At 66.9% G+C, this 22,372-nt stretch carries 18 protein-coding genes and 1 pseudogene; 17 read left to right on the top strand and 2 right to left on the bottom strand.

Going from position 1 to position 22,372, the window contains the following annotated elements:
* The first annotated feature begins 147 nt into the window (after positions 1-147).
* Together ligA and ACTIFJ_RS01885 are read left to right on the top strand one after the other, a co-directional pair.
* Positions 148-2,193, top strand: a complete 2,046-nt coding sequence (gene ligA, locus ACTIFJ_RS01890) for an NAD-dependent DNA ligase LigA (RefSeq protein WP_439532385.1) — start codon at positions 148-150, stop codon at positions 2,191-2,193.
* Between the two features lie 104 nt (positions 2,194-2,297).
* The gene (locus ACTIFJ_RS01885) at positions 2,298-2,441 is read left to right on the top strand and encodes a hypothetical protein (protein WP_439532384.1); all 144 of its coding nucleotides are present in this window, start codon (positions 2,298-2,300) and stop codon (positions 2,439-2,441) included.
* A gap of 7 nt (positions 2,442-2,448) precedes the next feature.
* Here ACTIFJ_RS01885 and ACTIFJ_RS01880 read toward each other — a convergent pair whose 3' ends face one another.
* Together ACTIFJ_RS01880 and ACTIFJ_RS01875 are read right to left on the bottom strand one after the other, a co-directional pair.
* Positions 2,449-3,345 (bottom strand): 50S ribosomal protein L11 methyltransferase, encoded by an 897-nt coding sequence (locus ACTIFJ_RS01880; RefSeq protein ID WP_439532383.1) that lies wholly within the window; start codon positions 3,343-3,345, stop codon positions 2,449-2,451.
* Positions 3,346-3,394: 49 nt separating this feature from the next.
* Positions 3,395-5,845, bottom strand: a complete 2,451-nt coding sequence (locus ACTIFJ_RS01875; protein ID WP_439532382.1) for a TonB-dependent receptor — start codon at positions 5,843-5,845, stop codon at positions 3,395-3,397.
* Positions 5,846-6,139: 294 nt separating this feature from the next.
* Between ACTIFJ_RS01875 and ACTIFJ_RS01870 the strand changes: the two genes are divergently transcribed.
* The 15 genes and pseudogenes from ACTIFJ_RS01870 (at position 6,140) to ACTIFJ_RS01800 (ending at position 22,331) form a co-directional block, all read left to right on the top strand.
* Complete coding sequence (locus tag ACTIFJ_RS01870; RefSeq protein ID WP_439532381.1) at positions 6,140-6,706, top strand: GNAT family N-acetyltransferase; 567 nt, start codon at positions 6,140-6,142, stop codon at positions 6,704-6,706.
* 103 nt (positions 6,707-6,809) lie between these two features.
* Positions 6,810-7,214 carry a succinate dehydrogenase, cytochrome b556 subunit gene (gene sdhC / locus ACTIFJ_RS01865; RefSeq protein ID WP_439532380.1) on the top strand — a complete coding sequence of 135 codons (405 nt, stop codon included), beginning with the start codon at positions 6,810-6,812 and terminating at the stop codon, positions 7,212-7,214.
* Position 7,215: 1 nt separating this feature from the next.
* Entirely contained in the window at positions 7,216-7,596 is a 381-nt protein-coding gene (gene sdhD / locus ACTIFJ_RS01860) for a succinate dehydrogenase, hydrophobic membrane anchor protein (protein WP_439532379.1), read from the top strand.
* Positions 7,596-9,382: pseudogene (gene sdhA / locus ACTIFJ_RS01855) on the top strand (succinate dehydrogenase flavoprotein subunit). Before sdhD ends, sdhA begins: the two are co-directional and overlap by 1 nt.
* An 11-nt stretch (positions 9,383-9,393) precedes the next feature.
* Positions 9,394-10,179, top strand: coding sequence for a succinate dehydrogenase iron-sulfur subunit (locus ACTIFJ_RS01850; protein ID WP_439532378.1), 786 nt, complete (start codon positions 9,394-9,396; stop codon positions 10,177-10,179).
* 151 nt (positions 10,180-10,330) lie between these two features.
* Positions 10,331-10,795 carry a PaaI family thioesterase gene (locus tag ACTIFJ_RS01845; protein WP_439532377.1) on the top strand — a complete coding sequence of 155 codons (465 nt, stop codon included), beginning with the start codon at positions 10,331-10,333 and terminating at the stop codon, positions 10,793-10,795.
* Entirely contained in the window at positions 10,792-11,904 is a 1,113-nt protein-coding gene (zapE, locus tag ACTIFJ_RS01840; RefSeq protein WP_439532376.1) for a cell division protein ZapE, read from the top strand. Before ACTIFJ_RS01845 ends, zapE begins: the two co-directional genes overlap by 4 nt.
* A 103-nt stretch (positions 11,905-12,007) precedes the next feature.
* Positions 12,008-12,970: a malate dehydrogenase gene (gene mdh / locus ACTIFJ_RS01835; protein ID WP_439532375.1), complete on the top strand. Its 963-nt coding sequence runs from the start codon at positions 12,008-12,010 to the stop codon at positions 12,968-12,970.
* A 14-nt stretch (positions 12,971-12,984) separates the two neighbouring features.
* Complete coding sequence (bioB, locus tag ACTIFJ_RS01830) at positions 12,985-13,959, top strand: biotin synthase BioB (RefSeq protein ID WP_439532374.1); 975 nt, start codon at positions 12,985-12,987, stop codon at positions 13,957-13,959.
* On the top strand, positions 13,956-15,155 hold the full coding sequence (gene sucC, locus ACTIFJ_RS01825) for an ADP-forming succinate--CoA ligase subunit beta (RefSeq protein WP_439532373.1): 1,200 nt from the start codon (positions 13,956-13,958) through the stop codon (positions 15,153-15,155). Before bioB ends, sucC begins: the two co-directional genes overlap by 4 nt.
* Before the next feature lie 2 nt (positions 15,156-15,157).
* Positions 15,158-16,042: a succinate--CoA ligase subunit alpha gene (gene sucD, locus ACTIFJ_RS01820; protein WP_439532372.1), complete on the top strand. Its 885-nt coding sequence runs from the start codon at positions 15,158-15,160 to the stop codon at positions 16,040-16,042.
* 106 nt (positions 16,043-16,148) lie between these two features.
* Entirely contained in the window at positions 16,149-18,965 is a 2,817-nt protein-coding gene (locus tag ACTIFJ_RS01815) for a 2-oxoglutarate dehydrogenase E1 component (RefSeq protein ID WP_439532371.1), read from the top strand.
* Positions 18,966-18,968: 3 nt separating this feature from the next.
* Positions 18,969-20,231, top strand: a complete 1,263-nt coding sequence (gene odhB / locus ACTIFJ_RS01810) for a 2-oxoglutarate dehydrogenase complex dihydrolipoyllysine-residue succinyltransferase (protein WP_439532370.1) — start codon at positions 18,969-18,971, stop codon at positions 20,229-20,231.
* A gap of 10 nt (positions 20,232-20,241) precedes the next feature.
* Entirely contained in the window at positions 20,242-21,633 is a 1,392-nt protein-coding gene (gene lpdA / locus ACTIFJ_RS01805) for a dihydrolipoyl dehydrogenase (RefSeq protein WP_439532369.1), read from the top strand.
* 59 nt (positions 21,634-21,692) lie between these two features.
* Entirely contained in the window at positions 21,693-22,331 is a 639-nt protein-coding gene (locus ACTIFJ_RS01800; RefSeq protein WP_439532420.1) for a trimeric intracellular cation channel family protein, read from the top strand.
* The last annotated feature ends 41 nt before the right edge of the window (positions 22,332-22,372 follow it).

Raw genomic sequence — 22,372 nt, 5'->3', positions numbered from 1 at the left:
TTAGCGCGCGCCGCAGGCACTTAAAATGCGCTTCGCGCGCGCAGACCGAATTGGTTGGGCCCCTGATTCTCAATGGGGGCTGGGGGCTAAGCCCCCAGCCGCCGGAGGCCTCTTCCCTTCCCAAATCGCCCTGCTATGCCTTCGCCAATGGACCTGACCGATGAGAGCGCCGCGGCCGAGCTGGCCCGGCTGGCGGCGCTGATTGCCGAGCACGACCGGCGTTATCACGCCGAGGATGCGCCGACGATCAGCGACGCCGATTATGACGCGCTGGTGCGCAGCAACCGCGAGATCGAGGCGGCGTTTCCGCATCTGGTGCGTGCGGACAGTCCGAGCCTGCGGGTGGGTGCGGCGCCGGCGCCCGGCTTCGGCAAGATCACCCATGCCCGACCGATGCTCAGCCTCGACAATGTGTTCTCGGCCGAGGGGGCGACGGAGTTCGTGGCCCGGGTGCGGCGGTTCCTCGGGCTGCCGGCGGACGAGCCGGTACGGCTGGCGTGCGAGGCGAAGATCGACGGCCTGTCCTGTTCGCTGCGCTTCGAGCGTGGGCGGCTGGTCCATGCGGCGACGCGCGGCGACGGCGCAGTGGGCGAGGATGTGACCGCCAATGTCGCGGAGGTGCGCGGGCTGGTGCACACGCTGCCGGCGGGGGCGCCCGATGTGGTCGAGGTGCGCGGCGAGGTTTATATGGCGCGGGCGGATTTTGCCGCGCTCAATGCGCGGGCGGTGGAGGCGGGGGGCAAGGTGTTCGCCAACCCGCGCAACGCCGCCGCTGGCGCGCTGAGGCAGCTCGATGCCCGGATCACTGCCAGCCGGCCGCTGGCCTTCATCGCGCATGGCTGGGGCGAGATAAGCGCCGTGCCGGCCGACACCCAGAGCGGCGTGATGGCGGCGCTGGCCGGCTGGGGCTTCGACATCGGCAGCGAACGGCTGGCCGATGCCGACATCGAGGCGGCGCTGGCCTTTGCTGCTGGGCTGGAGCGCCGGCGGGCCGATCTCGCCTATGATATCGATGGCGCCGTCTACAAGCTGGAGCGGCTGGACTGGCAGGCCCGGCTCGGCCAGGTGGCGCGGTCGCCACGCTGGGCGGTGGCGCACAAGTTCGCCGCCGAGCAGGCCGAGACGCTGTTGATGGCGATCGACATCCAGGTCGGCCGCACGGGCGCGCTCACGCCGGTGGCGCGACTGCAGCCGGTGACGGTCGGCGGCGTGGTGGTGACCAACGCGACACTGCACAATGAGGACGAGATTGCCCGGTTGGGGGTCAAGCCCGGCGACCGCGTCAAGGTACAGCGCGCCGGCGATGTCATCCCGCAGATATTGGGCGTCATCGTCGATGGCGGCGGGCCGGCGTTCGAGATGCCGGTGCTGTGCCCGGTCTGCGCCAGCCATGCAGTCCGCGAGGAAGGCGAGGTGGTGCGCCGCTGCACGGGCGGGCTGACATGTCCGGCACAGGTTAGCGAGCGGCTGCGGCATTTCGTTTCGCGCACGGCGCTCGACATCGAGGGGCTGGGCAGCGAGCGCATCGAGCAGTTCGCCGCGCAGGGGCTGATCGCCCGCCCCGGCGACGTGTTTCGCCTGAAGGACCATCGTGAGACGATGCTCGGCTGGAAAGGCTTCAAGCCGACCTCGGTCGACAAGCTGCTCGCCGCCATCGAGGCCCGGCGCACGGTGGGGCTGGACCGGTTCCTGTTCGCCCTCGGCATCCGCCATGTCGGCGAGGTGACGGCGCGCGACCTGGCGCGGGCGTTCGGCGCGGCCGAGGCGCTGCGCGATGCCGCGCTGGCCGCCGCCGAGGACGAGAATGCGCGCGGCTTGCTCCAGGATATCAACGGCATCGGCACGATCGTCGCCCAGGCACTGATCGATTTCTTCGCCGAGCCGCACAATCTGGAGACTTTCGAGGACCTGTTGCGCGAGGTCCGCCCCGAGCCGCTGGCGGCGGCGCGGCAGACGGCGCTGTCGGGCAAGACCGTGGTGTTCACCGGCAGCCTGTCCGGGCTGACGCGGGACGAGGCCCGGGTGCAGGCGGAGTCGCTCGGCGCGCGCGTGGCCGGCTCGGTGTCGGCACGGACCGACCTTGTGGTCGCCGGCGCCGACGCCGGATCGAAGCGCGCCAAGGCCGAGGCACTGGGCATCGAGGTCATCGACGAGGCCGAATGGCTGGCAAGACTATCGCAAGCTATGCACTGAACGCATAGCTGACGCAGATGCAGCATGCCTAGTGAAGACCAAGGATAATACTATCTCCAGTACACCGGTAGGCATTTCCTCCCGGGACAAACAGGAGAGTAACCATGAAGATCGCCCACCAGGGCTTCGAGCCGGAAATCCAGGCTCCCGCCACGGCCGAAATCCGCCGCCCGGCGCCGCGTAAGACCCGCGTTCGCCTGCAGCTGATCAACACCGACAGCCGTCTGTTCCACGCCTACACCGCGTGATCGACGCTCAGACAGGCCGCGTCAGCACCAGACAGGGCCATTCCGCCCGGAACGACTGACGCGGCCCTAAAGCTGCCGGCACCAGCCCGTGCAGCCGATAGGCCCGGCGCACCGCCGCCGCCTGTGAAGACAAGAGCCCGGCCAGCACCAGCATGCCGCCGGGCGCCAGCCCCGCCGAAACCGGCCGCGCCATGGCAATCAAAGGCCCCGCCAGAATATTGGCCAGCATCAGATCATAGGGCGCCCGCTGTTCGATAAGCCGGTGTCGCATCCCTGCTGCCGTCACCATAATGATCCCCCCCGGTGCAATGCGGTTGCGCCGGGCATTGTCCTGCGCCACCGCGACCGCCAGCGGATCGATGTCTGAGGCGGTCACTCGCGCCCGCGGCCAACGCCGGGCTGCCGCGATCGCCAATATCCCCGTGCCCGTCCCCAGATCGATGATATTCCGGAATTGTCGCTGCCGCGCCAGTGCCGCCAGCGCCTGCAGGCAGCCATGGGTCGTCATGTGCTGCCCGGTACCGAAGGCCAGCCCGGCCTCCACGGCAATGGCAATGTCGCCGGGCCGCACCGCACCGGCATGGGCAGCGGTATGGGCGATGAAGCGCCCGGCCCGCACCGGCTCGAGGTCGCGCTGGCTCAGCGTCAGCCAGTCATTGTCCGGCAGCGGTTCGAGGCTGTGCGCGGTCGCCGAGGGCGCCAGCGCCCGCACCCGCGCCACCAGCGCATCCGACGGTTCGCTGTCGAAATAGGCGCTGAGCACCCAGTCGTCCGGCCGGTGCGGATCGGGCTCGTCGACCAGCAGCGTCGGCGGGTCGCTGAGGTCAGGAAAAATTTCGCCGCTCTCGGGCAGCGCCTCTGCCTCGGCGCGGGTGCAGGACAGGGTCAGGACAAAGCCGCTCATCGGCCGGGATTAGGCGGGCACCGCCGCATAGGCAATGCCCGCCGCCGGATCAGAAGCGGTAGCGCACCAGCCCGCCATAGGTCCGCGGCATGCTGGCATAGCCGGACAGGCTGCCCGTCTGGATGGTGGTGGGGAAGATCGCATACAGAAACTGTGCGTTGGTGAGGTTACGTCCCCATGCGGAAATTTCGACATGGTCGCCCAGCGCCAGCGTCAGCGAGGCGTTCAGCGATTCGACCTCGCGGGTGACATCAGGTCGCCCGTCGAGGAGGCCGACCGGACTTTGCAGCGCGAAGTCCGCATGCCAGACCAGCCGCGCGCTGTCGGTCAGCCGCTGCGTGTAGGTGCTGCCAACGGCGATCGAGAATTCCGGCACACCGGCAACCCGCTCTCCGCTCAGGTCGGCCGGCCGTATCACGAAGTCCGGACCCAGTGCCGACCCATCGGGGTAGCTGTCGAACTTCGGCCGCAAATAGGTCAGGCTGGCGGTCACGTTCAGGTCGCGGATCGGCGTCAAGCTGGTGTCCAGCTCGAAGCCGAAGGTGGACTGCTTGTCGGCGTTGCCCAGAATAAAACCGGAGCCGGTAAACACCGTCCCCTGGAAGCCGCGCAACGCTTGCTTGAACACCGCGAGCGTGAACGCGAACCCGTCGAACTGCCCCTTTAGCCCCGCCTCGAACAGCTCGGCATTCTCCGGCCCGGCAAAGCGGCTGCCGGTGGTGAGGTTGGGCAGTGCCAGGCCGGCGCTGCGGATCGGCGATGCCGCCGGATTGGTGATCGGCGAGCCGGGAATGAAGTCGGAGGGCAGCGGCCGGCTGTCGCGAGACAGGTTCCAGGACGACGCCTTGAACCCGGTCGCATAGGTCAGATAGCCGGTGATGCGGTCATCGAACTTGTAGCTGATCCGTGCGGTGTAGCTGAGATCATTGTCCCGCGACCGCCCGTCCTCCACCGCATTGGGAAAGCCGAGGAACGGCGGCAGAAACTGCAGTTCCCGAAGCGCCAGCAGCGGATTGAACTGCGGATTTTGTGCCAGCGCCGGGATCTGGGAAGGTGGGGCGCCCTGCTGGGCCAGCAGCTGGCCGCCGATGGCAACAAGATCGAGCGACGAGAATATGTCGGTCGATACCCCGCTGCCTACGACATCCTTGCGATCGCGCGTGTAGTTGAAACCGCCGGTCAGGGTCAGCTGGTCGGTCGGGGTGATGTTCACCTCGCCGAAAACCGAAATGGCGCGGTTCTTGTAGTCCCAGGTGTCGACCAGCCCCTGGCCAGCGGCGCCGAAGGTACCTGCCGGAAAGCCGAGCGCCGCTTCGGCCTGCGAATAACCGCCGCCGGACAACAGATTGATATAATTGCGGAAATCCCGACCGACCTTCACGTCGTTGGTGTGCTTGATGTCCTCGTGGAAATAATAGCCGCCAAGCAGGAAGTTGAAGATGCCGTCAAAATTCGAGGCGATCCGCGCCTCGAACGTGTAGGTATCGATCTCGACCAGGCCGCGGTTGGATGCGAGCAGCTCGGCGCTGGTGAAATCCGAATCCTGGTTGGTATCGGACTGCACGGCGCGATAGGCGCTGATCGTTGTGATATCGAAATCGCCGGCGGCGAGATCGGTCTGCAGCGAGACGCCGTAATTCTCGATCAGGTTGGTCGATGGCCGGTTGTTGAACACGCGGAACGAGAAGGGGTCTGCTGCATCGAAGCGTCCGCCCAGCGCGGCCACGGCCGCCCCGGTCGGCCCATTGAAAATGTTCGCGGTCGCGCAGCAATTTTCGTCGATCTTGTCGTAATCGGCGATCAGCCGCGCCTTGAAGCTTTCCGACGGCTTGAACAATATCTGGCCGCGCACGCCCCAGCGGTTGCGATTGCTCACATCGTCGTTGAGGTTGGCATCGAAGGCATAGCCGTCGCGCTTGTTGATGTTGCCGCCAAGGCTCACGGCGATGGTGTCCGAGATCGGACCGGTGATATTCGCCCGCGCAACGATGGCGTCGAAGTTCCCGTAGGAGACTTCGGCCGTGCCCCCGAGGGTGAACTGCGGTTCGGCGGTGACGATCGAGATGATGCCGGCCGAGGCATTCTTGCCGAACAGCGTCGATTGCGGCCCGCGCAATACTTCCACGCGCTCCAGCGCCGGCAGGTCGCCGATCTGGGCGGCGGACCGCGAGCGATAGACACCGTCGATGAACACGCCGACGGAAGGCTCGATGCCGATGTTGCCGGCGCCGTTGCCGAAGCCACGGATGCTGAAGTTGGTCTGCGCGGTGGCCTGGAGCTGGTTCACGCGCAGCGACGGCACCAGAGTCTGCAGATCGAGCGCATCGCGGATCTGTGATTGCTCAATCTGTGCCCGGGAGGACACAGACACCGAAATCGGCGTGTCGATCAGCGTCGCCGTCCGCTTGCTGGCGGTCACGATGATCAGATCATCGGCTGCCTCCACGCTGGCCGTGTCCTGCGCCATCGCGGCACTGGCAGCGATACTGGCGCCAGCCATCAGGGCCAGTCGAAGAAGCGGAAGGCGATAAGTATTACGCATCACTTTATTCCTCCCAAGTCCAATGATCAGAAGTTCTTATGCAAGCGATCTCTTTTAAAAACTATGAACTCCCTGCCCTGGTTCGGAAAGGGCAAGATGTGTAACGGCGCCTTAGCCGGAAAACTTGTCCCGGCCAGTGCGGCACAATAGCCACACCCGGTGTGGCAGACTGCAATTTTGCCAACCATGCCCGATGCGCCTAAGGACCAGCGGACACGCCGATAACCGGCCCTATCGAACAGGCCGACGCCCATGCCCCATTCCGTTTCAGCGCTGGCCGATAGCCCCGCCGGCATTCCCATTCAAGACTGGTGGTTGCGCACGCCCCGCCTCCTCATCCGCCCGCTTCGGCTCGCCGATGCGCCGGCCTGGCATGCGTGCCGCAGCGCCATGCCCTTCGATCCGCAGACACGGACGCTGGCACAGAGCGTCGCCCAGGTGCAGGCGATGCAGCGCCGCCCGTCGTTGATGGCGCCCGGCTGGCAGCAGTTCGCGCTGCTGGCGGCAAATGGCGAGCTTGTCGGCGATTTTGGCGTCGCTTTCGAAGATCCGGGTCCGGGGCAGGCGATGCTCGGCTTCGCGATGATGCCGGCATGGCGCGGGCAGGGGCTGGCCATGGAGGCCGGCGCGGCGCTGCTCGAGCGGCTATTCGGCCAGGGCCTGCGCCGCGTCGCCGCGATCACCGATATCCGCAATCTCGCCGCCCAGCGCCTGCTCGGCCATCTCGGCTTTCGCCAGGAAGCGCACTACCGCCAGAGCTGGTGGGACGGTGCCTCCTGGCAGGACGAACTCGGCTATGCTCGCCTCGCCAGCGACTGAAACTGTTCGCACTTGCCGCATCATGACGGTTGTGCTTGACGGCTTATGGCGTAGATAGGGCCGCGAACACGACCCCGGCAACGGGCAGGAGCAAGGAAAAAACATGGCTGGCCGACCCATCGCGCCGCGACCGATGTCGCCGCATCTGAGCATCTGGAAGTGGCGGGTGCACATGACCGTCTCGATCCTCCACCGCGCCACCGGCAGCGCGATGGCGTTCGGCGCGGTGCTGTTGTTCCTCTGGTGGCTGGTCGCCGCCGCCACCGGCCCGGAGGCCTATGCGCTGTTCATGCAGGTGGCGACCGGCTGGTTCGGCATCCTCGTCGGCGTCGGCTTCACCTGGGTCTTCTTCCAGCACATGATGAGCGGCATCCGCCATCTGGTGATGGACACCGGCCAGGCGCTGGAGATCGGCGTCAGCAAGACGTTCGCCTCCATGACCATGGTTGCCTCGGTGGCGCTCACCGCGCTGACCTGGGCGGTGATCCTGATGACCAAGGGGCTCTGACATGGGTACGGGAACATCGCTGGGCCGGGTACGCGGCCTCGGTGCCGCCAAGGACGGCGTCCATCACTGGTGGCTGCAGCGCATCACGGCGGTGAGCAACATCGTCCTGGTGCTGTGGTTCATCGGCAGCCTCGTCCGCCTGCCGAGCCTCGATTACGCCAGCGTCACCCTTTGGCTGCGGCAGCCTGTCGCTGCGGTGCCGATGCTGCTCTTCATCGTCTCGGTGTTCTGGCATCTGCGTCTGGGCGTCCAGGTGCTGCTGGAGGATTATCTCCACGGTGCCTCGCGCGTGCTGGCCATGCTCGCACTCAATTTCTACACGCTGGCGGGCGCGGCAGCCGCCGTGTTCGCCGTGCTCAAGATCGCCCTTGGAGCCGCCTGATGCCCGAAGCCTATCAGATCATCGATCATGTCTATGATGCCGTCGTTGTCGGTGCCGGCGGGTCCGGGCTGCGCGCCGCGATGGGCATCGCCGAGGCCGGTCTGAAGACCGCCTGCATCACCAAGGTCTTCCCCACCCGCTCCCACACCGTCGCCGCGCAAGGTGGCATTGCAGCGGCCCTCGGCAACATGGGCCCGGACCATGGACCTGGCACATGTTCGACACCGTCAAGGGCTCGGACTGGCTCGGCGACCAGGACGCCATCGAATATCTGTGCCGCGAGGCGCCTGCCGCCGTCTATGAGCTCGAGCATTTCGGCGTGCCGTTCAGCCGCACCGAGGCCGGCCGCATCTACCAGCGCCCGTTCGGCGGCATGATGCAGAACATGGGCGAAGGCCCCCCGGCCCAGCGCACCTGCGCCGCCGCCGACCGCACCGGCCACGCCATGCTGCACGCGCTGTACCAGCAGAGCCTGAAGTACGCGACCGACTTCTATATCGAATATTTCGCCATCGACCTGATTATGGTCGACGGCGAGTGCCGCGGCGTCATCGCCATCAACATGGACGATGGCAGCATCCACCGCTTCCGCAGCCACAAGACCGTGCTCGCCACCGGCGGCTACGGCCGCTGCTATTTCTCCGCCACCAGCGCCCATACCAGCACCGGTGACGGCGGCGGCATGGCGATCCGCGCCGGCGTGGCCATGCAGGACATGGAATTCGTCCAGTTCCACCCGACCGGCATCTATGGCGCCGGCGTGCTGATCACCGAAGGCGCGCGCGGCGAGGGCGGCTACCTGACCAATTCGCAGGGCGAGCGCTTCATGGAGCGCTACGCCCCCTCGGCCAAGGACCTCGCCAGCCGCGACGTCGTCAGCCGCTCGATGGCGATGGAAATCCGCGAGGGCAGGGGCGTCGGCAAGGAAGGCGACCATATCTTCCTCCACCTCAACCACATCGATCCCGCCGTTCTGCACGAACGGCTGCCCGGCATCTCCGAGACCGCCAAGATCTTCGCCGGTGTCGACGTCACCCGCGAGCCGATTCCGGTGACGCCGACCGTCCACTACAACATGGGCGGCATCCCGACCAATTATCACGGCGAGGTCGTGACGCTGAAGGACGGTGATCCCGATGCCGTCGTCCCCGGCCTGTTCGCCGTCGGCGAGGCGGCCTGCGTCTCGGTCCACGGTGCCAACCGCCTCGGTTCGAACAGCCTGATCGATCTCGTCGTCTTCGGCCGCGCCACCGCCCACCGCATCGGCGAGACGCTCAAGCCGGGCACCGCCCACCCGCCAATGAACAAGTCCAGCGCCGACATGGCGCTCGGCCGGCTCGATGGCTTCCGCCACGCCAAGGGCGGTTCCCCGACCTCGGAAGTCCGTCTCGCCATGCAGAAGACCATGCAGGCCAATGCCGCAGTGTTCCGCACCTCGGAGATCCTCGACGAGGGTACCCGCAAGATCGACGCCGTCTACCAGCGCATGGCCGACATCGGGATCGCCGACCGCAGCCTGATCTTCAACACCGACCTGATCGAGACGCTGGAGCTGGACAACATGATCGGCCAGGCCGTGCTGACCATGCACATGGCCAAGACCCGGCACGAGAGCCGCGGCGCCCATATGCACGAGGATTTCCCCAAGCGCGACGACGTCAATTTCATGAACCATTCGCTCGGCTGGTTCCGTGACGGCGCGGTAGAGCTGGCCCGGCGCCCGGTCCACACCTACACGCTCACCGACGAGATCGAATACATCAAGCCCAAGGCCCGGGTTTACTGAAGGTAGCTGAAATGGCTGAATTTTCTCTCCCCGCTAACAGCAAGATCTCCAGCGCCGGCAAGCGGTACCCCGCGCCGGCGGGCGCCAGCAATGTGCGCGCCTTCAAGATCTACCGCTGGAACCCCGATGACGGCGCCAACCCGCGCTACGACACCTATGAGCTGGATCTCGACGACACCGGCCCGATGATCCTCGACGCGCTGATCAAGATCAAGGCCGAGGTCGACAGCACGCTGACCTTCCGCCGCTCGTGCCGCGAGGGCATCTGCGGCTCCTGCTCGATGAACATCGATGGCACCAACACGCTGGCCTGCACCCAGGCGATCGAGGACATCAAGGGCGAGGTACGCATCACCCCGCTGCCGCACATGGAGGTGGTCAAGGACCTTGTCCCCGATTTCAAGCATTTCTACGCTCAATATGCCTCGATCAAGCCCTGGCTGCAGACCGTCACCCCCGCCCCCAGCGGCGAGGAGCGGCTCCAGTCGGTCGAGGACCGCGGCAAGCTTGATGGCCTCTACGAGTGCATCCTCTGCGCCTGCTGCTCCACCGCCTGCCCGAGCTACTGGTGGAACTCCGACAAGTTCCTCGGCCCCGCCATCCTGCTTCAGGCCTATCGCTGGCTCGCCGACAGCCGCGACGAGATGACCGGCGAGCGGCTCGACGCGCTGGAGGACCCGTTCCGCCTCTATCGCTGCCACACGATCATGAACTGCTCGAATGTCTGCCCAAAGGGGCTCAATCCGGCCAAGGCAATCGCCGAGATCAAGATCATGATGCTGGAGCGCGCCGGCTGACGATAGCGAAGCTATCGACAGACTCGGCAAGCTCCCGGCCGGCGGGGCGGTCCGCCACGCGGACCAAACCCGTCCGACGCCAGCCGCGGCTTCGCCGCGGCCCTGCCTTTTCTCCCTTGCTCCCTGGCCGGCCCCCCCCTAATCCCCGCCCATGGCAATCGACCCCATCGAGACCGGCCCCCTCGCCGGCTGGCAATATTGGGCCCGTGACACCGATGGCCGCTTCGGCACCGTGCTCGGCGACCTCCACATGCGCGAGCGTCCCGACAGCACCGTCCAGATCCGCATCGAGACCGAGCGCCGCCACACCAATGTTCTCGGCTATCTGCACGGTGGCTTCATCATGTCGTTCATCGATGTGGCGATGTTCGGCATCATTCACCGCCAGCTCGAAACCAGCTCGGCCGTCACTCTGTCCTGCGCGACCGACTTCCTCGGCGCCGGCATCGTCGGCCCGCCGCTGGAAGTCACCGGCGAGGTGCTGAAGGAAACCGGCAAGATGGTCTTCGTCCGTGGCCTCGTGCGCCAGAACGATGCCAATATCGCCAGCTTCACCGGCACGCTGCGCAAGATCCCCAAACAGCCCCGGCTAGCCGACAACGTCGATACGCAATGACCGGTGTCGCTGCGGCCTATGGCGAATTGCTCGCACGCGGCGAGCTGCGCCACGATCCGGCCCAGGCTGCCGTCGTCAACCGATTGGCGGGCCTCGCCGCCGCCCTCGAAAAGCCGCCCGAAAAGCCCGGCTTCTTCGCCCGGCTGAAGGGCGAGAAGCCGGCCGCCGTGCGTGGCCTTTATCTCTGGGGCGGTGTCGGCCGCGGCAAGTCGATGCTGATGGACCTGTTCTTCGACCATGTGCAGGTTGCCCCCAAGCGCCGCGTCCATTTCCACGAGTTCATGCTGGAGATGCACGAGCGGCTGCACGCCGAGCGGGGCCGGGGCGGCCATGATCCGATGGCGACCGTCGCCGCCGAGGTCGCCGCCGGCGCCCGGCTGCTGGCCTTCGACGAGATGCAGGTCAAGGACATCGCCGACGCCGCCATCCTCGCCCGGCTGTTCGAAGGCCTGTTCGCCGCCGGGGTGACGATCATCGCCACCAGCAATCGCCCGCCCGACGATCTCTACAAGAACGGCCTCAACCGCCAGCTCTTCCTGCCCTTCATCGCCCGCCTCAAGGGCCAGTGCGACGTGCTGGCCCTCGATGGCCCCACCGATTACCGGATGGCGCGCCTTGGCGGCCGCCCGGTCTGGTATGTCCCCAATGGCCCCGAGGCGAGCGCCAGGATGGCCGATGCCTTCTTCCGGATGACCGACTATCCGGTGGAGGACCGCGCCCGCGTGCCGACCGAGACGCTGGCCGTCGGTGGCGGCCGCACCTTGTTCGTGCCCAAGTCGCTGAAGGGCGTCGCGGTGTTCTCGTTCAGCCGGCTCTGCCGCCAGCCGCTCGGCGCTGCCGATTATCTCGCCGTCGCCCGCCACTATCACACGGTGATGGTCGTCGGCGTCCCGGTGCTCAGCCCCGCCCAGCGCAACGAGGCGACGCGCTTCATCACGCTGGTCGACGCGCTCTATGAATGGAAGGTCAAGCTGATCGCCGCCGCCGACGCCGAGCCGGCGGCGCTGTATCCGGAAGGCGACGGCGTCTTCGAGTTCGAGCGCACCGTCTCGCGGCTGATGGAAATGCAGAGCCTCGACTATCTGGCGCTCGGCCACGGCAACAACTGACATGCAACGCATGATACAAATGCACGTGTGCGGTTGCGAAGCAGAGGCAGCGGGACTATCCGGGCTGCGACATAAACGACTCAAGTGAAGGACGGGGTTGACCATGGCACGCGCAAAAATCGCACTCATCGGAGCCGGTAACATCGGCGGCACGCTGGCCCATCTGGCCGCTGCCAAGGAACTCGGCGATGTCGTGCTGTTCGACGTGGTCGAGGGCGTGCCCCAGGGCAAGGCGCTCGATCTCGCCCAGTGCGGCCCGGTCGAGGGCTTCGACGCAGGCCTGAAGGGCACCAATGACTATGCCGACATCGCCAATGCCGATGTCATCATCGTCACCGCCGGCGTCGCCCGCAAGCCGGGGATGAGCCGCGATGACCTGCTCGGCATCAACCTCAAGGTGATGAAGGCCGTCGGCGAGGGCATCAAGGCCAACGCCCCGGGCGCCTTCGTCATCTGCATCACCAACCCGCTCGATGCGATGGTCTGGGCGCTGCGCGAATTCTCCGGCCTGCCGCAGCACATGGTCGTCGGCATGGCCGGCGTGCTCGATTCGGCGCGCTTCCGCCATTTCCTCGCCGATGAGTTCAAGGTCTCGGTCAAGGACGTCACCGCCTTCGTCCTCGGCGGGCACGGCGACACCATGGTCCCCGTCGTCGAGTACAGCACCGTCGCCGGCATCCCGATCCCGGACCTGATCAAGATGGGCTGGTCGACCCAGGAGCGCATCGACGCCATCGTCCAGCGCACCCGCTCGGGCGGCGGCGAGATCGTCGGCCTGCTCAAGACCGGCAGCGCCTTCTACGCGCCCGCCACCAGCGGCATCGAGATGGCCGAGGCCTATCTCAAGGACAAGAAGCGCGTCATCCCTTGCGCGGTGAACCTCACCGGCCAATATGGCGTCAACGATCTCTATGTCGGCGTGCCCTGCGTGATCGGCGCCGGCGGTGTCGAGCGGATCGTCGAAATCGCGCTGAGCGAAGAGGCCCAGGCCAATTTCGACAAGTCGGTCGATGCGGTGAAGGAATTGCTCACCGCCTGCCGCGCTATCGACGGGAGCCTTGGTTGAGCCAGGCCGCGCCCATGACTACGGCGCGGCATGACTGGACGCGGCAGGAAATTGCCGCGCTGTTCGATCTTCCCTTTGCCGACCTCGTCTTCCAGGCCCAGGGCGTGCACCGCGCGGTGTTCCCGGCCAATGCCGTCCAGAAGTCGCAGCTGCTGTCGATCAAGACCGGCGGCTGCCCCGAGGATTGCGGCTATTGTGCGCAGGCGGCGCGCTACCATACCGGCATCAAGGCCGACAAGCTGATGACCGTCACCGAGGTGGTCGCCGCCGCCGCGGCCGCCAAGGCCAGCGGCGCCTCGCGTTTCTGCATGGGCGCCGCCTGGCGCGGCCCCAGGGACCGCGACATGGCGCAACTGGCCGAGATGGTCCACGGCGTCCGCGCCCTCGGCCTCGAAACCTGCATGACGCTCGGCATGTTGTCCGGCAGCCAGGCCGAGGCGCTGGGGCAGGCCGGGCTCGACTATTACAACCACAATATCGACACCTCGCCCGAATATTATGACGATGTCGCCTCCACCCGTGACCAGGCTGACCGGCTGGAGACGCTGGCCCGGGTCCGCGACGCCGGCATCTCGGTCTGCTGCGGCGGCATCATCGGCATGGGCGAGAGCCGCACCGACCGTGTCGGCCTGATCCATACCCTTGCCACCATGGTGCCGCATCCCGGCAGCGTGCCGGTCAACGGCCTCGTGCCCATCGCCGGCACCCCGATTGGCGACGCCATCCTCGGCGGCCGGGCGCCGGCCATTGACGGCGTCGAGTTCGCCCGCACCGTGGCGGTAGCAAGGATCACTATGCCCAACGCCGTCGTCCGCCTGTCGGCCGGCCGCGAGGCGATGAGCGACGAGGCCCAGGCTCTGTGCTTCCTCGCTGGCGCCAATTCCATTTTCGTCGGCGAGCGACTGCTCACCACCAACAATCCGGGGCGTGATCGTGATGACACGCTGTTCGAGAAGCTCGGCCTGGTGCCGATGGAGGCAAGTGCATGAATATCCATGAGTATCAGGCAAAGGAACTGCTCGCCAAATTCGGCGTGCCCGTGCCCGCCGGCATCGCCGCAATGACCGTGGAGGAGGCCGTCGCCGCCACCTCCCAGCTCCCCGGGCCGCTCTATGTCGTCAAGGCGCAGATCCATGCCGGCGGCCGCGGCAAGGGCAAGTTCACCGAGCTGCCGCCGGAAGCCAAGGGCGGCGTCCGCCTCGCCAAATCGGCCGAGGAAGTCCGCGCCGCCGCCACCGACATGCTCGGCAACACGCTGGTCACCATCCAGACCGGCCCGCAGGGCAAGCAGGTCAACCGCCTCTACGTCACCGACGGCGTCGACATCGCCAAGGAATTTTACCTCGCCATGCTCGTCGACCGGGGCTCGGGTCGTATCGCGCTGGTCGCCAGCACCGAAGGCGGCATGGACATCGAGACCGTGGCGCATGACACGCCCGAGAAGATCAAGACCATCACCATCGATCCGGTCACCGGCATCATGCCCCACCACGGCCGCGCCGTCGCCGCGGCGCTGGGCCTTACCGGCGATCTCGCCAAGCAGGCGCATCTGGTCACCGAGAAGCTCTACGCCGCCTTTGTCGGCACCGACGCCAGCCAGATGGAGATCAACCCGCTGGCCGTCACCGAGGATGGCAAGCTGCTCGTCCTCGATGCCAAGGTCGGCTTCGATTCGAACGCGCTCTATCGCCACAAGGACCTGATGGAGCTGCGCGATCTCACCGAGGAAGACCCGGCCGAGGTCGAGGCCAGCGAATATGACCTCGCTTTCATCAAGCTTGATGGCTCGATCGGCTGCCTGGTCAACGGCGCCGGCCTCGCCATGGCCACGATGGACATCATCAAGCTCAACGGTGCCGAGCCGGCCAACTTCCTCGATGTCGGCGGCGGCGCCGACAAGGAGAAGGTGACCGCGGCCTTCAAGCTGATCCTCAAGGACCCGGCGGTGAAGGGCATCCTCGTCAACATCTTCGGCGGCATCATGCGCTGCGACATCATCGCCGAGGGCATCATCGCCGCGGCGAAGGAAGTGAACCTCGCAGTGCCGCTGGTCGTCCGGCTGGAAGGCACCAATGTCGAGCTGGGCAAGAAGATTCTTGCCGGTTCCGGCCTGCCGATCATCTCGGCGGACAATCTCGGGGATGCGGCGGCCAAGATCGTCGCCGAAGTGAAGAAGGCAGCGTAACCATGAGCATCCTCGTCAACGCCTCCACCAAGGTGATCACCCAGGGCTTCACCGGCAAGCAGGGCACCTTCCATTCCGAATCCGCCATCGCCTATGGCACCAAGCTCGTCGGCGGCACCGCCCCGGGCAAGGGCGGCCAGACCCATCTCGGCCTGCCGGTGTTCGATACCGTCGCCGAGGCCCGTGAGGTCACCGGCGCCACCGCGTCGGCCGTCTATGTCCCGCCCGCCGGCGCCGCCGATGCCATCCTCGAGGCGATCGACGCCGAGATGCCGCTGGTCATCTGCATCACCGAGGGCATTCCGGTGCTGGACATGGTCAAGGTCAAGCGCGCGCTGACCGGCAGCAAGACCCGCCTCATCGGCCCCAACTGCCCGGGCGTGCTGACGCCCGGCGAGTGCAAGATCGGCATCATGCCCGGCAACATCTTCGCCAAGGGTTCGGTCGGCGTCGTCAGCCGCTCCGGGACGCTGACCTATGAGGCCGTCCATCAGACCACCGCGGTCGGCCGCGGCCAGACCACGGCGGTCGGCATCGGCGGCGATCCGGTCAACGGCACCAACTTCATCGACGTGCTCGAGCTGTTCCTCGCCGATCCCGAGACGCATTCGATCATCATGATCGGCGAGATCGGCGGTGACGCCGAGGAGCAGGCGGCGCAGTTCCTGATCGACGAGGCCAAGCGCGGCCGCAAGAAGCCGATGGTCGGCTTCATCGCCGGCCGCACCGCGCCTCCGGGCCGCCGCATGGGCCATGCCGGTGCCATCGTCTCGGGCGGCAAGGGCGATGCCGAATCGAAGATCGCCGCGATGGAGGCCGCCGGCATCCGCGTGTCGCCGTCGCCGTCGCTGCTGGGAGAAACCCTGGCCGAGGTCCTCAAGGGCTGAGGCTACGCCGCCCGCGCATGGCTCCCATGCGCGGGCGGCGGTGACATGGACGCGCAGCCGGTCTATCAGGCCGGACGCACCGAAAAAAAGCGCTGGGAAAAGCACAATGAGCGATGAGGCAGTGTTGCCGACCGTGGCAGACCGGACCGGGCCAAGCTGGGCGCGGAGCAATTGGCCGCCACTGCCCGATGACACGCTGACCCGGGCGCTCGATGCCTCCGACATGCTGCTCCCGGCCAAGGCCGCCGGCCGCGCCGTTGAAAAGGCCACCGCCGCCGGCGCCTCGCCCGCCGACATCGCCCGCGCCGCCAAGGACGCCATCAACGCCCAGATGCTGATCCGCACCTTCCGGGTCCGCGGCCATCTCGGCGCCAATCTCGATCCGCTCGGCCTCTCCAAGGTCGCCCTCCCGGCCGACCTGACGCCCGAATATCACGGCTTCACCGAGCATGATCTCGATCGGCCGGTCCACATCGGCGGCGCCCTCGGCCTCGAGACCGCCACCGTCCGCGAACTCGTCGAGATCCTCCAGCGCAACTATTGCGGCAACGTCGGTGTGGAATACATGCACATCAACGATGTCGAGGAGCGCCGCTTCATCCAGGAGAAGATCGAGGGCCGCGACAAGGAAATTCACTTCACCGACAACGGCAAGCGCGCCATCCTCAACAAGCTCGTCGAAGCCGAGCAGTGGGAGCGCTTCCTCGGCCGCAAATATGTCGGCACCAAGCGCTTCGGCCTCGATGGCGGTGAATCGATGATCCCGGCGATGGAGTCGATCATCAAGGTCGGCGGCCAGATGGGCATCACCGAAATCGTCTTCGGCATGCCGCATCGCGGCCGCCTGAACATGCTCGGCAATGTCATGCAGAAGCCGTTCCGCGTCATCTTCCATGAGTTCGGCGGCGGCTCGGCCAATCCGGACGACGTCGGCGGCTCCGGCGACGTCAAATACCATCTCGGCGCCTCCACCGACCGCGAGTTCGATGGCAACCAGGTCCATCTCAGCCTCGTCCCGAACCCGTCGCACCTCGAGGCCGTCGATCCGGTGGTACTCGGCAAGGTCCGCGCCATCCAGACCATGGCCGGCGACGACGCCCGCAGCCATGCCATGCCCGTCCTGCTGCACGGCGATGCCGCTTTCGCCGGCCAGGGCATCGTCGCCGAATGCTTCGGCTTCTCCGGCCTCAAGGGCTATAACACCGGCGGCACGCTGCACTTCATCGTCAACAACCAGGTTGGCTTCACCACCGCCCCGCAATTCGCCCGCTCGTCGCCCTATCCGAGCGACGTCGGCAAGATCGTCCAGGCGCCGATCTTCCACGTCAACGGCGACGATCCGGAAGCCGTCACCTTCGCTACCAAGGTCGCCACCGAATTCCGCCAGCAGTTCAAGCGCGATGTCGTCATCGACATGTGGTGCTACCGCCGCTTCGGCCACAACGAGAGTGACGAGCCCAGCTTCACCCAGCCGCTGATGTACGCCAAGATCGCCAACCACCCGCCGGTCAGCGAGCTCTATGCCGATCGCCTGCTCAAGGAAGGCGTCATCGACGAGCGCTTCCTGCCCGAGGCGATCGCCGCCTACACCGCCAAGCTCGAAGCCGATTTCGAGACCGCCGCCACCTACAAGGCCAACAAAGCCGACTGGTTCGAGGGCCGCTGGTCGGGCCTCGGTCGTCCGACCGAAGCGATCAGCGGCCGCCGCGCCGCGCAGACCGGCGTGCCGACCTCGGAGCTTCGCGCCATTGGCCAGGTGCTCACCCGCATCCCCGCCGGCGTCGCCGTCCACCCGACGCTGTCGCGCATCCTCAAGGCCAAGGCCGAGATGATCGAGACCGGCAAGAACCTCGATTGGGCCACCGCCGAGGCGCTCGCCTTCGGCTCGCTGCTGCGGGACGGCAATGCCGTCCGCCTGTCCGGCCAGGATTCGGGCCGCGGCACCTTCAGCCAGCGTCACGCCGTATGGACCGACCAGAAGACCGGCGCCCCCTGCGTGCCGCTGAAGGGCCTCGGCGCCTTCGAGGTGCTGGACAGCCCGTTGTCGGAGTTCGGCGTCCTCGGCTTCGAATATGGCTATGCGCTCGCCGATCCGCGCACCCTGGTGCTCTGGGAGGCGCAGTTCGGTGATTTCGTCAACGGCGCCCAGACCATCATCGACCAGTTCATCACCAGCGGCGAGATCAAGTGGCTGCGCGCCAACGGCCTCGTCATGCTGCTGCCGCATGGCTATGAAGGGCAGGGGCCGGAGCACAGCTCGGCGCGCATGGAGCGGTTCCTCACCGCCTGCGCCGAGGACAATATCCAGGTCGCCAACGCCACCACGCCGAGCAACTATTTCCACCTGCTCCGCCGCCAGATGCTCCGCGACTTCCGCAAGCCGCTGATCATCTTCACGCCGAAGTCGCTGCTTCGCCACAAGCGCGCGGTCTCCAGCCTCGCCGACATGGATGCCGGCACCAGCTTCCACCGCGTCCTCGACGATCTGGCCCCCTGCGATCCGGACAAGATCCGTCGCCTCGTGCTCTGCACCGGCAAAGTCTATTATGACCTGCTCGATGCCCGTGAGAAGGAATCGCGCGACGATGTCTATCTGCTCCGCGTCGAGCAGCTCTATCCGTTCCCCGGCGATGCCGTCGCCGCCTATGCGGCGCGCTTCCCCCATCTGGAGGAGATCGTCTGGGCGCAGGAAGAGCCGAAGAACGCCGGTGCCTGGACCTTCGTCGAGCCGCTGATCGAGGCGGCGCTCGATCGCCGCCCGCTCTATGCCGGCCGCGCCGCCGCCGCCGCCACCGCCACCGGCCTGATGCGGCGTCACAATGCCGAGCAGGCCAAGCTGATCGCCGAGGCCCTTGGCGCCAGCCGCGCCGAAGTCACGGCGGCCATTCGCAAGCAACTCAAGCCAAGCAAGAGCGCAGGATAAACCATGGCCCAGGACATCATCATCCCCGCACTCGGGGAATCCATCACCGAAGCGACTGTCGGCCAATGGCTCAAGCAGGTCGGAGACGCCGTCGCCGCCGATGAGCCGATCATCAGCCTGGAGACCGACAAGGTCGCCGTCGAAGTGCCGTCGCCGGTCGCCGGCGTTCTCACCGCGCAGCTCGCCGAGCCCGGCGAGACCGTCCTCGTCGGCGTCCGCATCGCCGTGATCGAAGCCGGCGCGACCGCCGACGCCCCCGCCCCCTCCAAGGCCACCCCGGCGAAAGCCGAGCCGGCCGCCGAAACCAAGGCCGCACCCGATCCAACGCCGGCGCCCGCGCCGACGCCGGCCCCGGCTCCCGCCGCCAGCACGGCACTCGATGCCATGGGCCCGGCGGTCCGCAAGATTATCGAGGATTATGATCTCGATCCCGCCAGCATCAGCGGCACCGGCAAGGACGGCCGGCTGACCAAGGGCGATGTCCTCGCCGCCATCGACGCCGGCACCGCCCGCCGCAACGCCGTTGCATCCGTGGCCGCGCCCGCCGCTGCAGCCGCCCCGGCCGAACGCCGCGAAGAGCGCGTCCGCATGACCCGCCTGCGCCAGACCATCGCCCGCCGCCTCAAGGAGGCGCAGAACACCGCCGCCATGCTGACGACGTTCAACGATGTCGACATGAGCGCGGTCATGGCCACCCGCAGCCGCTACAAGGACCTGTTCGAGAAGAAGCACGGCGTCCGCCTCGGCTTCATGAGCTTCTTCGCCCAGGCCTGTGTGCTGGCGCTGAAGGACGTGCCGAGCGTCGGCGCCACCATCGAGGGCGACGAGATCGTCTACAAGGATTATGCCGATCTCGGCATCGCCGTCTCCTCGCCCGGCGGCCTCGTCGTGCCGATCCTGCGCAATGCCGACAAGCTCAGCTTCGCCCAGACCGAAAAGGCCATCGCCGATTTCGGCGCGCGCTCGCAGGCCGGCCAGCTCAAGCTCGAAGAACTGCAGGGCGGCAATTTCACCATCTCGAACGGTGGTGTCTTCGGTTCGCTGCTCTCCACCCCGATCCTCAATCCGCCGCAGTCCGGCGTGCTCGGCATGCACCGGATCGAGGACCGCCCGGTGGTCCGCGATGGCCAGATCGTTATCCGCCCGATGATGTACCTGGCGCTGAGCTACGATCACCGCATCGTCGATGGCCGTGAGGCCGTCACCTTCCTGCTCCGCATCAAGGAGGCGATCGAAGATCCCGCCCGCCTGCTCGTCGATCTCTGAGGAAATCCCCATGGCCCATGATTATGATCTGCTGGTGATCGGCGCCGGCCCTGGCGGCTATGTCGCTGCCATCCGCGCCGCCCAGCACGGCCTCAAGGTCGCCTGCGTCGAGAAGCGCGCCACGCTCGGCGGCACCTGCCTCAATGTCGGCTGCATTCCCTCCAAGGCGCTGCTCCACGGCTCGCACTTCTATGAGGAAGCCAGCAGCGGCAAGCTCGCCAAGTTCGGCGTCACCATTCAGGGCGTCACCCTCGACCTGCCGGCGCTGCTCGCCGAAAAGGATAAGGCGGTCAAGGAGCTGACCGGCGGCATCGAGATGCTGTTCAAGAAGAACAAGGTCACCTGGCTCAAGGGCGAGGCCCGCTTCAAGGACGCCTCGACCGTCGAGATCGGCGACCAGACGATCACTGCCAAGGACATCATCATCGCCACCGGCTCCGAGCCGATGAGCCTGCCCGGCATCACCCCGGACGGCGAGCTCATCGTCACCAGCACCGAGGCGCTGGCGCTCCCTGCCGTCCCCGGCCATCTCGTCGTCATCGGCGGTGGCTATATCGGCCTGGAAATGGGCTCGGTCTGGCGCCGCCTCGGCGCCAAGGTCACCGTCGTCGAATTCGCCGACCGCATCGTCCCCGCCATGGACAAGGAAGTCGGCGCCGCCTTCACCAAGATCCTCACCAAGCAGGGCATGACGCTGCGCACCGCCACCAAGGTCACCGCCGTCCGCCGTGAAGGCAAGGGCGCCATCGTCACCGTCGAGCCGGTCGCCGGCGGCCCGTCCGAGGAGATCGAGGCCGATATCGTGCTGCTCTCCACCGGCCGCCGCCCCAATACCGACGGGCTCAACATCGAGGCCACCGGCCTCAGCCTCGAAAAGGGCCGCATCCCGATCAACCATGATTTCAGCACCTCGGTGCGCGGCCTCTGGGCGATCGGTGACGTCGTCGAAGGCCCGATGCTCGCCCACAAGGCCGAGGACGAAGGCATGGCCGCGGCCGACAACATCGCCGGCCTCAACGGCCATGTGAACCGCGATGTCATCCCCGCCGTCGTGTATACCGATCCGGAAGTGGCGACCGTCGGCAAGACCGAGGAAGAACTGACCACCGCCGGCATCCAATACAAGGTCGGCAAGTTCCTGTTCGCCGCCAACAGCCGCGCCAAGACCAACCGGGACAGCGAGGGCTTCGTCAAGGTGCTCGCCGACGCCACCTCGGACCGTATTCTCGGCGTCCACATCATCGGCCCGATGGCCGGCACGATGATCGCCGAAGCCGCACTGGCGATGGAGTTCGCCGCCAGTTCCGAGGACTTGGCGCTCACCTGCCACGCCCATCCCACCCATCCGGAGGCGCTCAAGGAAGCGGCCATGGCGGTCACCGGCAAACCCATCCATATGTAGCGGGGGCGGCCGCCGGGCCGCCTTTCGTTCAGGGAGGCCTTGTGGCGCTCGATCCGGAAATGGCGATGTCGGCGGCGCGCCCTGCGCTGCAGGTGCTGAACATGGCGGCCGTCGGCGTCTTCGCCGTCTCCGGCGCGCTGGCGGCAGCACGCGCCAAGCAGACCATCGTCACCTTCGCCTTTTTCGCCGTCATCACCGGCGTCGGCGGCGGCACGCTGCGTGACCTGCTGATCGGTGCCCCTGTATTCTGGGTCGGGCGCTCGGACTATCTCGGCGTCTGCCTGCTCGCCGCCGGCCTCGTCTGGCTGCTCCGCGCCGATCGCTGGCGGATGTCGGCGCTGCTATGGTTCGATGCCATCGGCATGGCCGCCTATGCCGTCGTCGGCACCGCCAAGGCGCTGAGCTTCGGCCTGCCAGCGCTGCCCAGCATCATGATGGGCGTGCTCACCGCCAGCTTCGGCGGCATCATCCGCGACGTGCTGGCCGGCGAGCCCTCGGCGCTGCTCGGCCCGGAAATCTACATCTCCGCCGCCGCCCTCGGCGCGACCGTCTATGTCGGCGCCATCATGCTCGGCGCCCCACCGGCACTGGCCACCATCGTCGGCGTCTCCGCCGGCTTCACGCTCCGCGCCTTCGCCATCGCCCGCGGCCTGTCACTCCCCGGCTACCGGGGTAGCGGGCCCGACAAGAGCGACTAGGCTCATAAGAACTGGCTTCCGGCGGTAGCAGAAAGTGCCTC

The sequence above is a fragment of the Polymorphobacter sp. genome (genome assembly GCF_051860865.1).
GTDB lineage: Bacteria > Pseudomonadota > Alphaproteobacteria > Sphingomonadales > Sphingomonadaceae > Sandarakinorhabdus.
This window is presented reverse-complemented; position numbering and strand designations above follow the sequence as displayed.

What these genes read in the sequence shown, in the direction of transcription:
- ligA (WP_439532385.1), top strand. Translation starts at nt 148, where the DNA reads ATGGACCTGACCGATGAGAGCGCCGCGGCCGAGCTGGCCCGGCTGGCG.
- ACTIFJ_RS01875 (WP_439532382.1), bottom strand. Translation starts at nt 5,845, where the DNA reads ATGGCTGGCGCCAGTATCGCTGCCAGTGCCGCGATGGCGCAGGACACG.
- ACTIFJ_RS01845 (WP_439532377.1), top strand. Translation starts at nt 10,331, where the DNA reads ATGGCAATCGACCCCATCGAGACCGGCCCCCTCGCCGGCTGGCAATAT.
- ACTIFJ_RS01815 (WP_439532371.1), top strand. Translation starts at nt 16,149, where the DNA reads ATGAGCGATGAGGCAGTGTTGCCGACCGTGGCAGACCGGACCGGGCCA.
- lpdA (WP_439532369.1), top strand. Translation starts at nt 20,242, where the DNA reads ATGGCCCATGATTATGATCTGCTGGTGATCGGCGCCGGCCCTGGCGGC.
- sucD (WP_439532372.1), top strand. Translation starts at nt 15,158, where the DNA reads ATGAGCATCCTCGTCAACGCCTCCACCAAGGTGATCACCCAGGGCTTC.
- odhB (WP_439532370.1), top strand. Translation starts at nt 18,969, where the DNA reads ATGGCCCAGGACATCATCATCCCCGCACTCGGGGAATCCATCACCGAA.
- sucC (WP_439532373.1), top strand. Translation starts at nt 13,956, where the DNA reads ATGAATATCCATGAGTATCAGGCAAAGGAACTGCTCGCCAAATTCGGC.
- ACTIFJ_RS01850 (WP_439532378.1), top strand. Translation starts at nt 9,394, where the DNA reads ATGGCTGAATTTTCTCTCCCCGCTAACAGCAAGATCTCCAGCGCCGGC.
- ACTIFJ_RS01885 (WP_439532384.1), top strand. Translation starts at nt 2,298, where the DNA reads ATGAAGATCGCCCACCAGGGCTTCGAGCCGGAAATCCAGGCTCCCGCC.
- sdhC (WP_439532380.1), top strand. Translation starts at nt 6,810, where the DNA reads ATGGCTGGCCGACCCATCGCGCCGCGACCGATGTCGCCGCATCTGAGC.
- bioB (WP_439532374.1), top strand. Translation starts at nt 12,985, where the DNA reads ATGACTACGGCGCGGCATGACTGGACGCGGCAGGAAATTGCCGCGCTG.
- ACTIFJ_RS01800 (WP_439532420.1), top strand. Translation starts at nt 21,693, where the DNA reads ATGGCGATGTCGGCGGCGCGCCCTGCGCTGCAGGTGCTGAACATGGCG.
- ACTIFJ_RS01880 (WP_439532383.1), bottom strand. Translation starts at nt 3,345, where the DNA reads ATGAGCGGCTTTGTCCTGACCCTGTCCTGCACCCGCGCCGAGGCAGAG.
- ACTIFJ_RS01870 (WP_439532381.1), top strand. Translation starts at nt 6,140, where the DNA reads ATGCCCCATTCCGTTTCAGCGCTGGCCGATAGCCCCGCCGGCATTCCC.
- sdhD (WP_439532379.1), top strand. Translation starts at nt 7,216, where the DNA reads ATGGGTACGGGAACATCGCTGGGCCGGGTACGCGGCCTCGGTGCCGCC.
- mdh (WP_439532375.1), top strand. Translation starts at nt 12,008, where the DNA reads ATGGCACGCGCAAAAATCGCACTCATCGGAGCCGGTAACATCGGCGGC.
- zapE (WP_439532376.1), top strand. Translation starts at nt 10,792, where the DNA reads ATGACCGGTGTCGCTGCGGCCTATGGCGAATTGCTCGCACGCGGCGAG.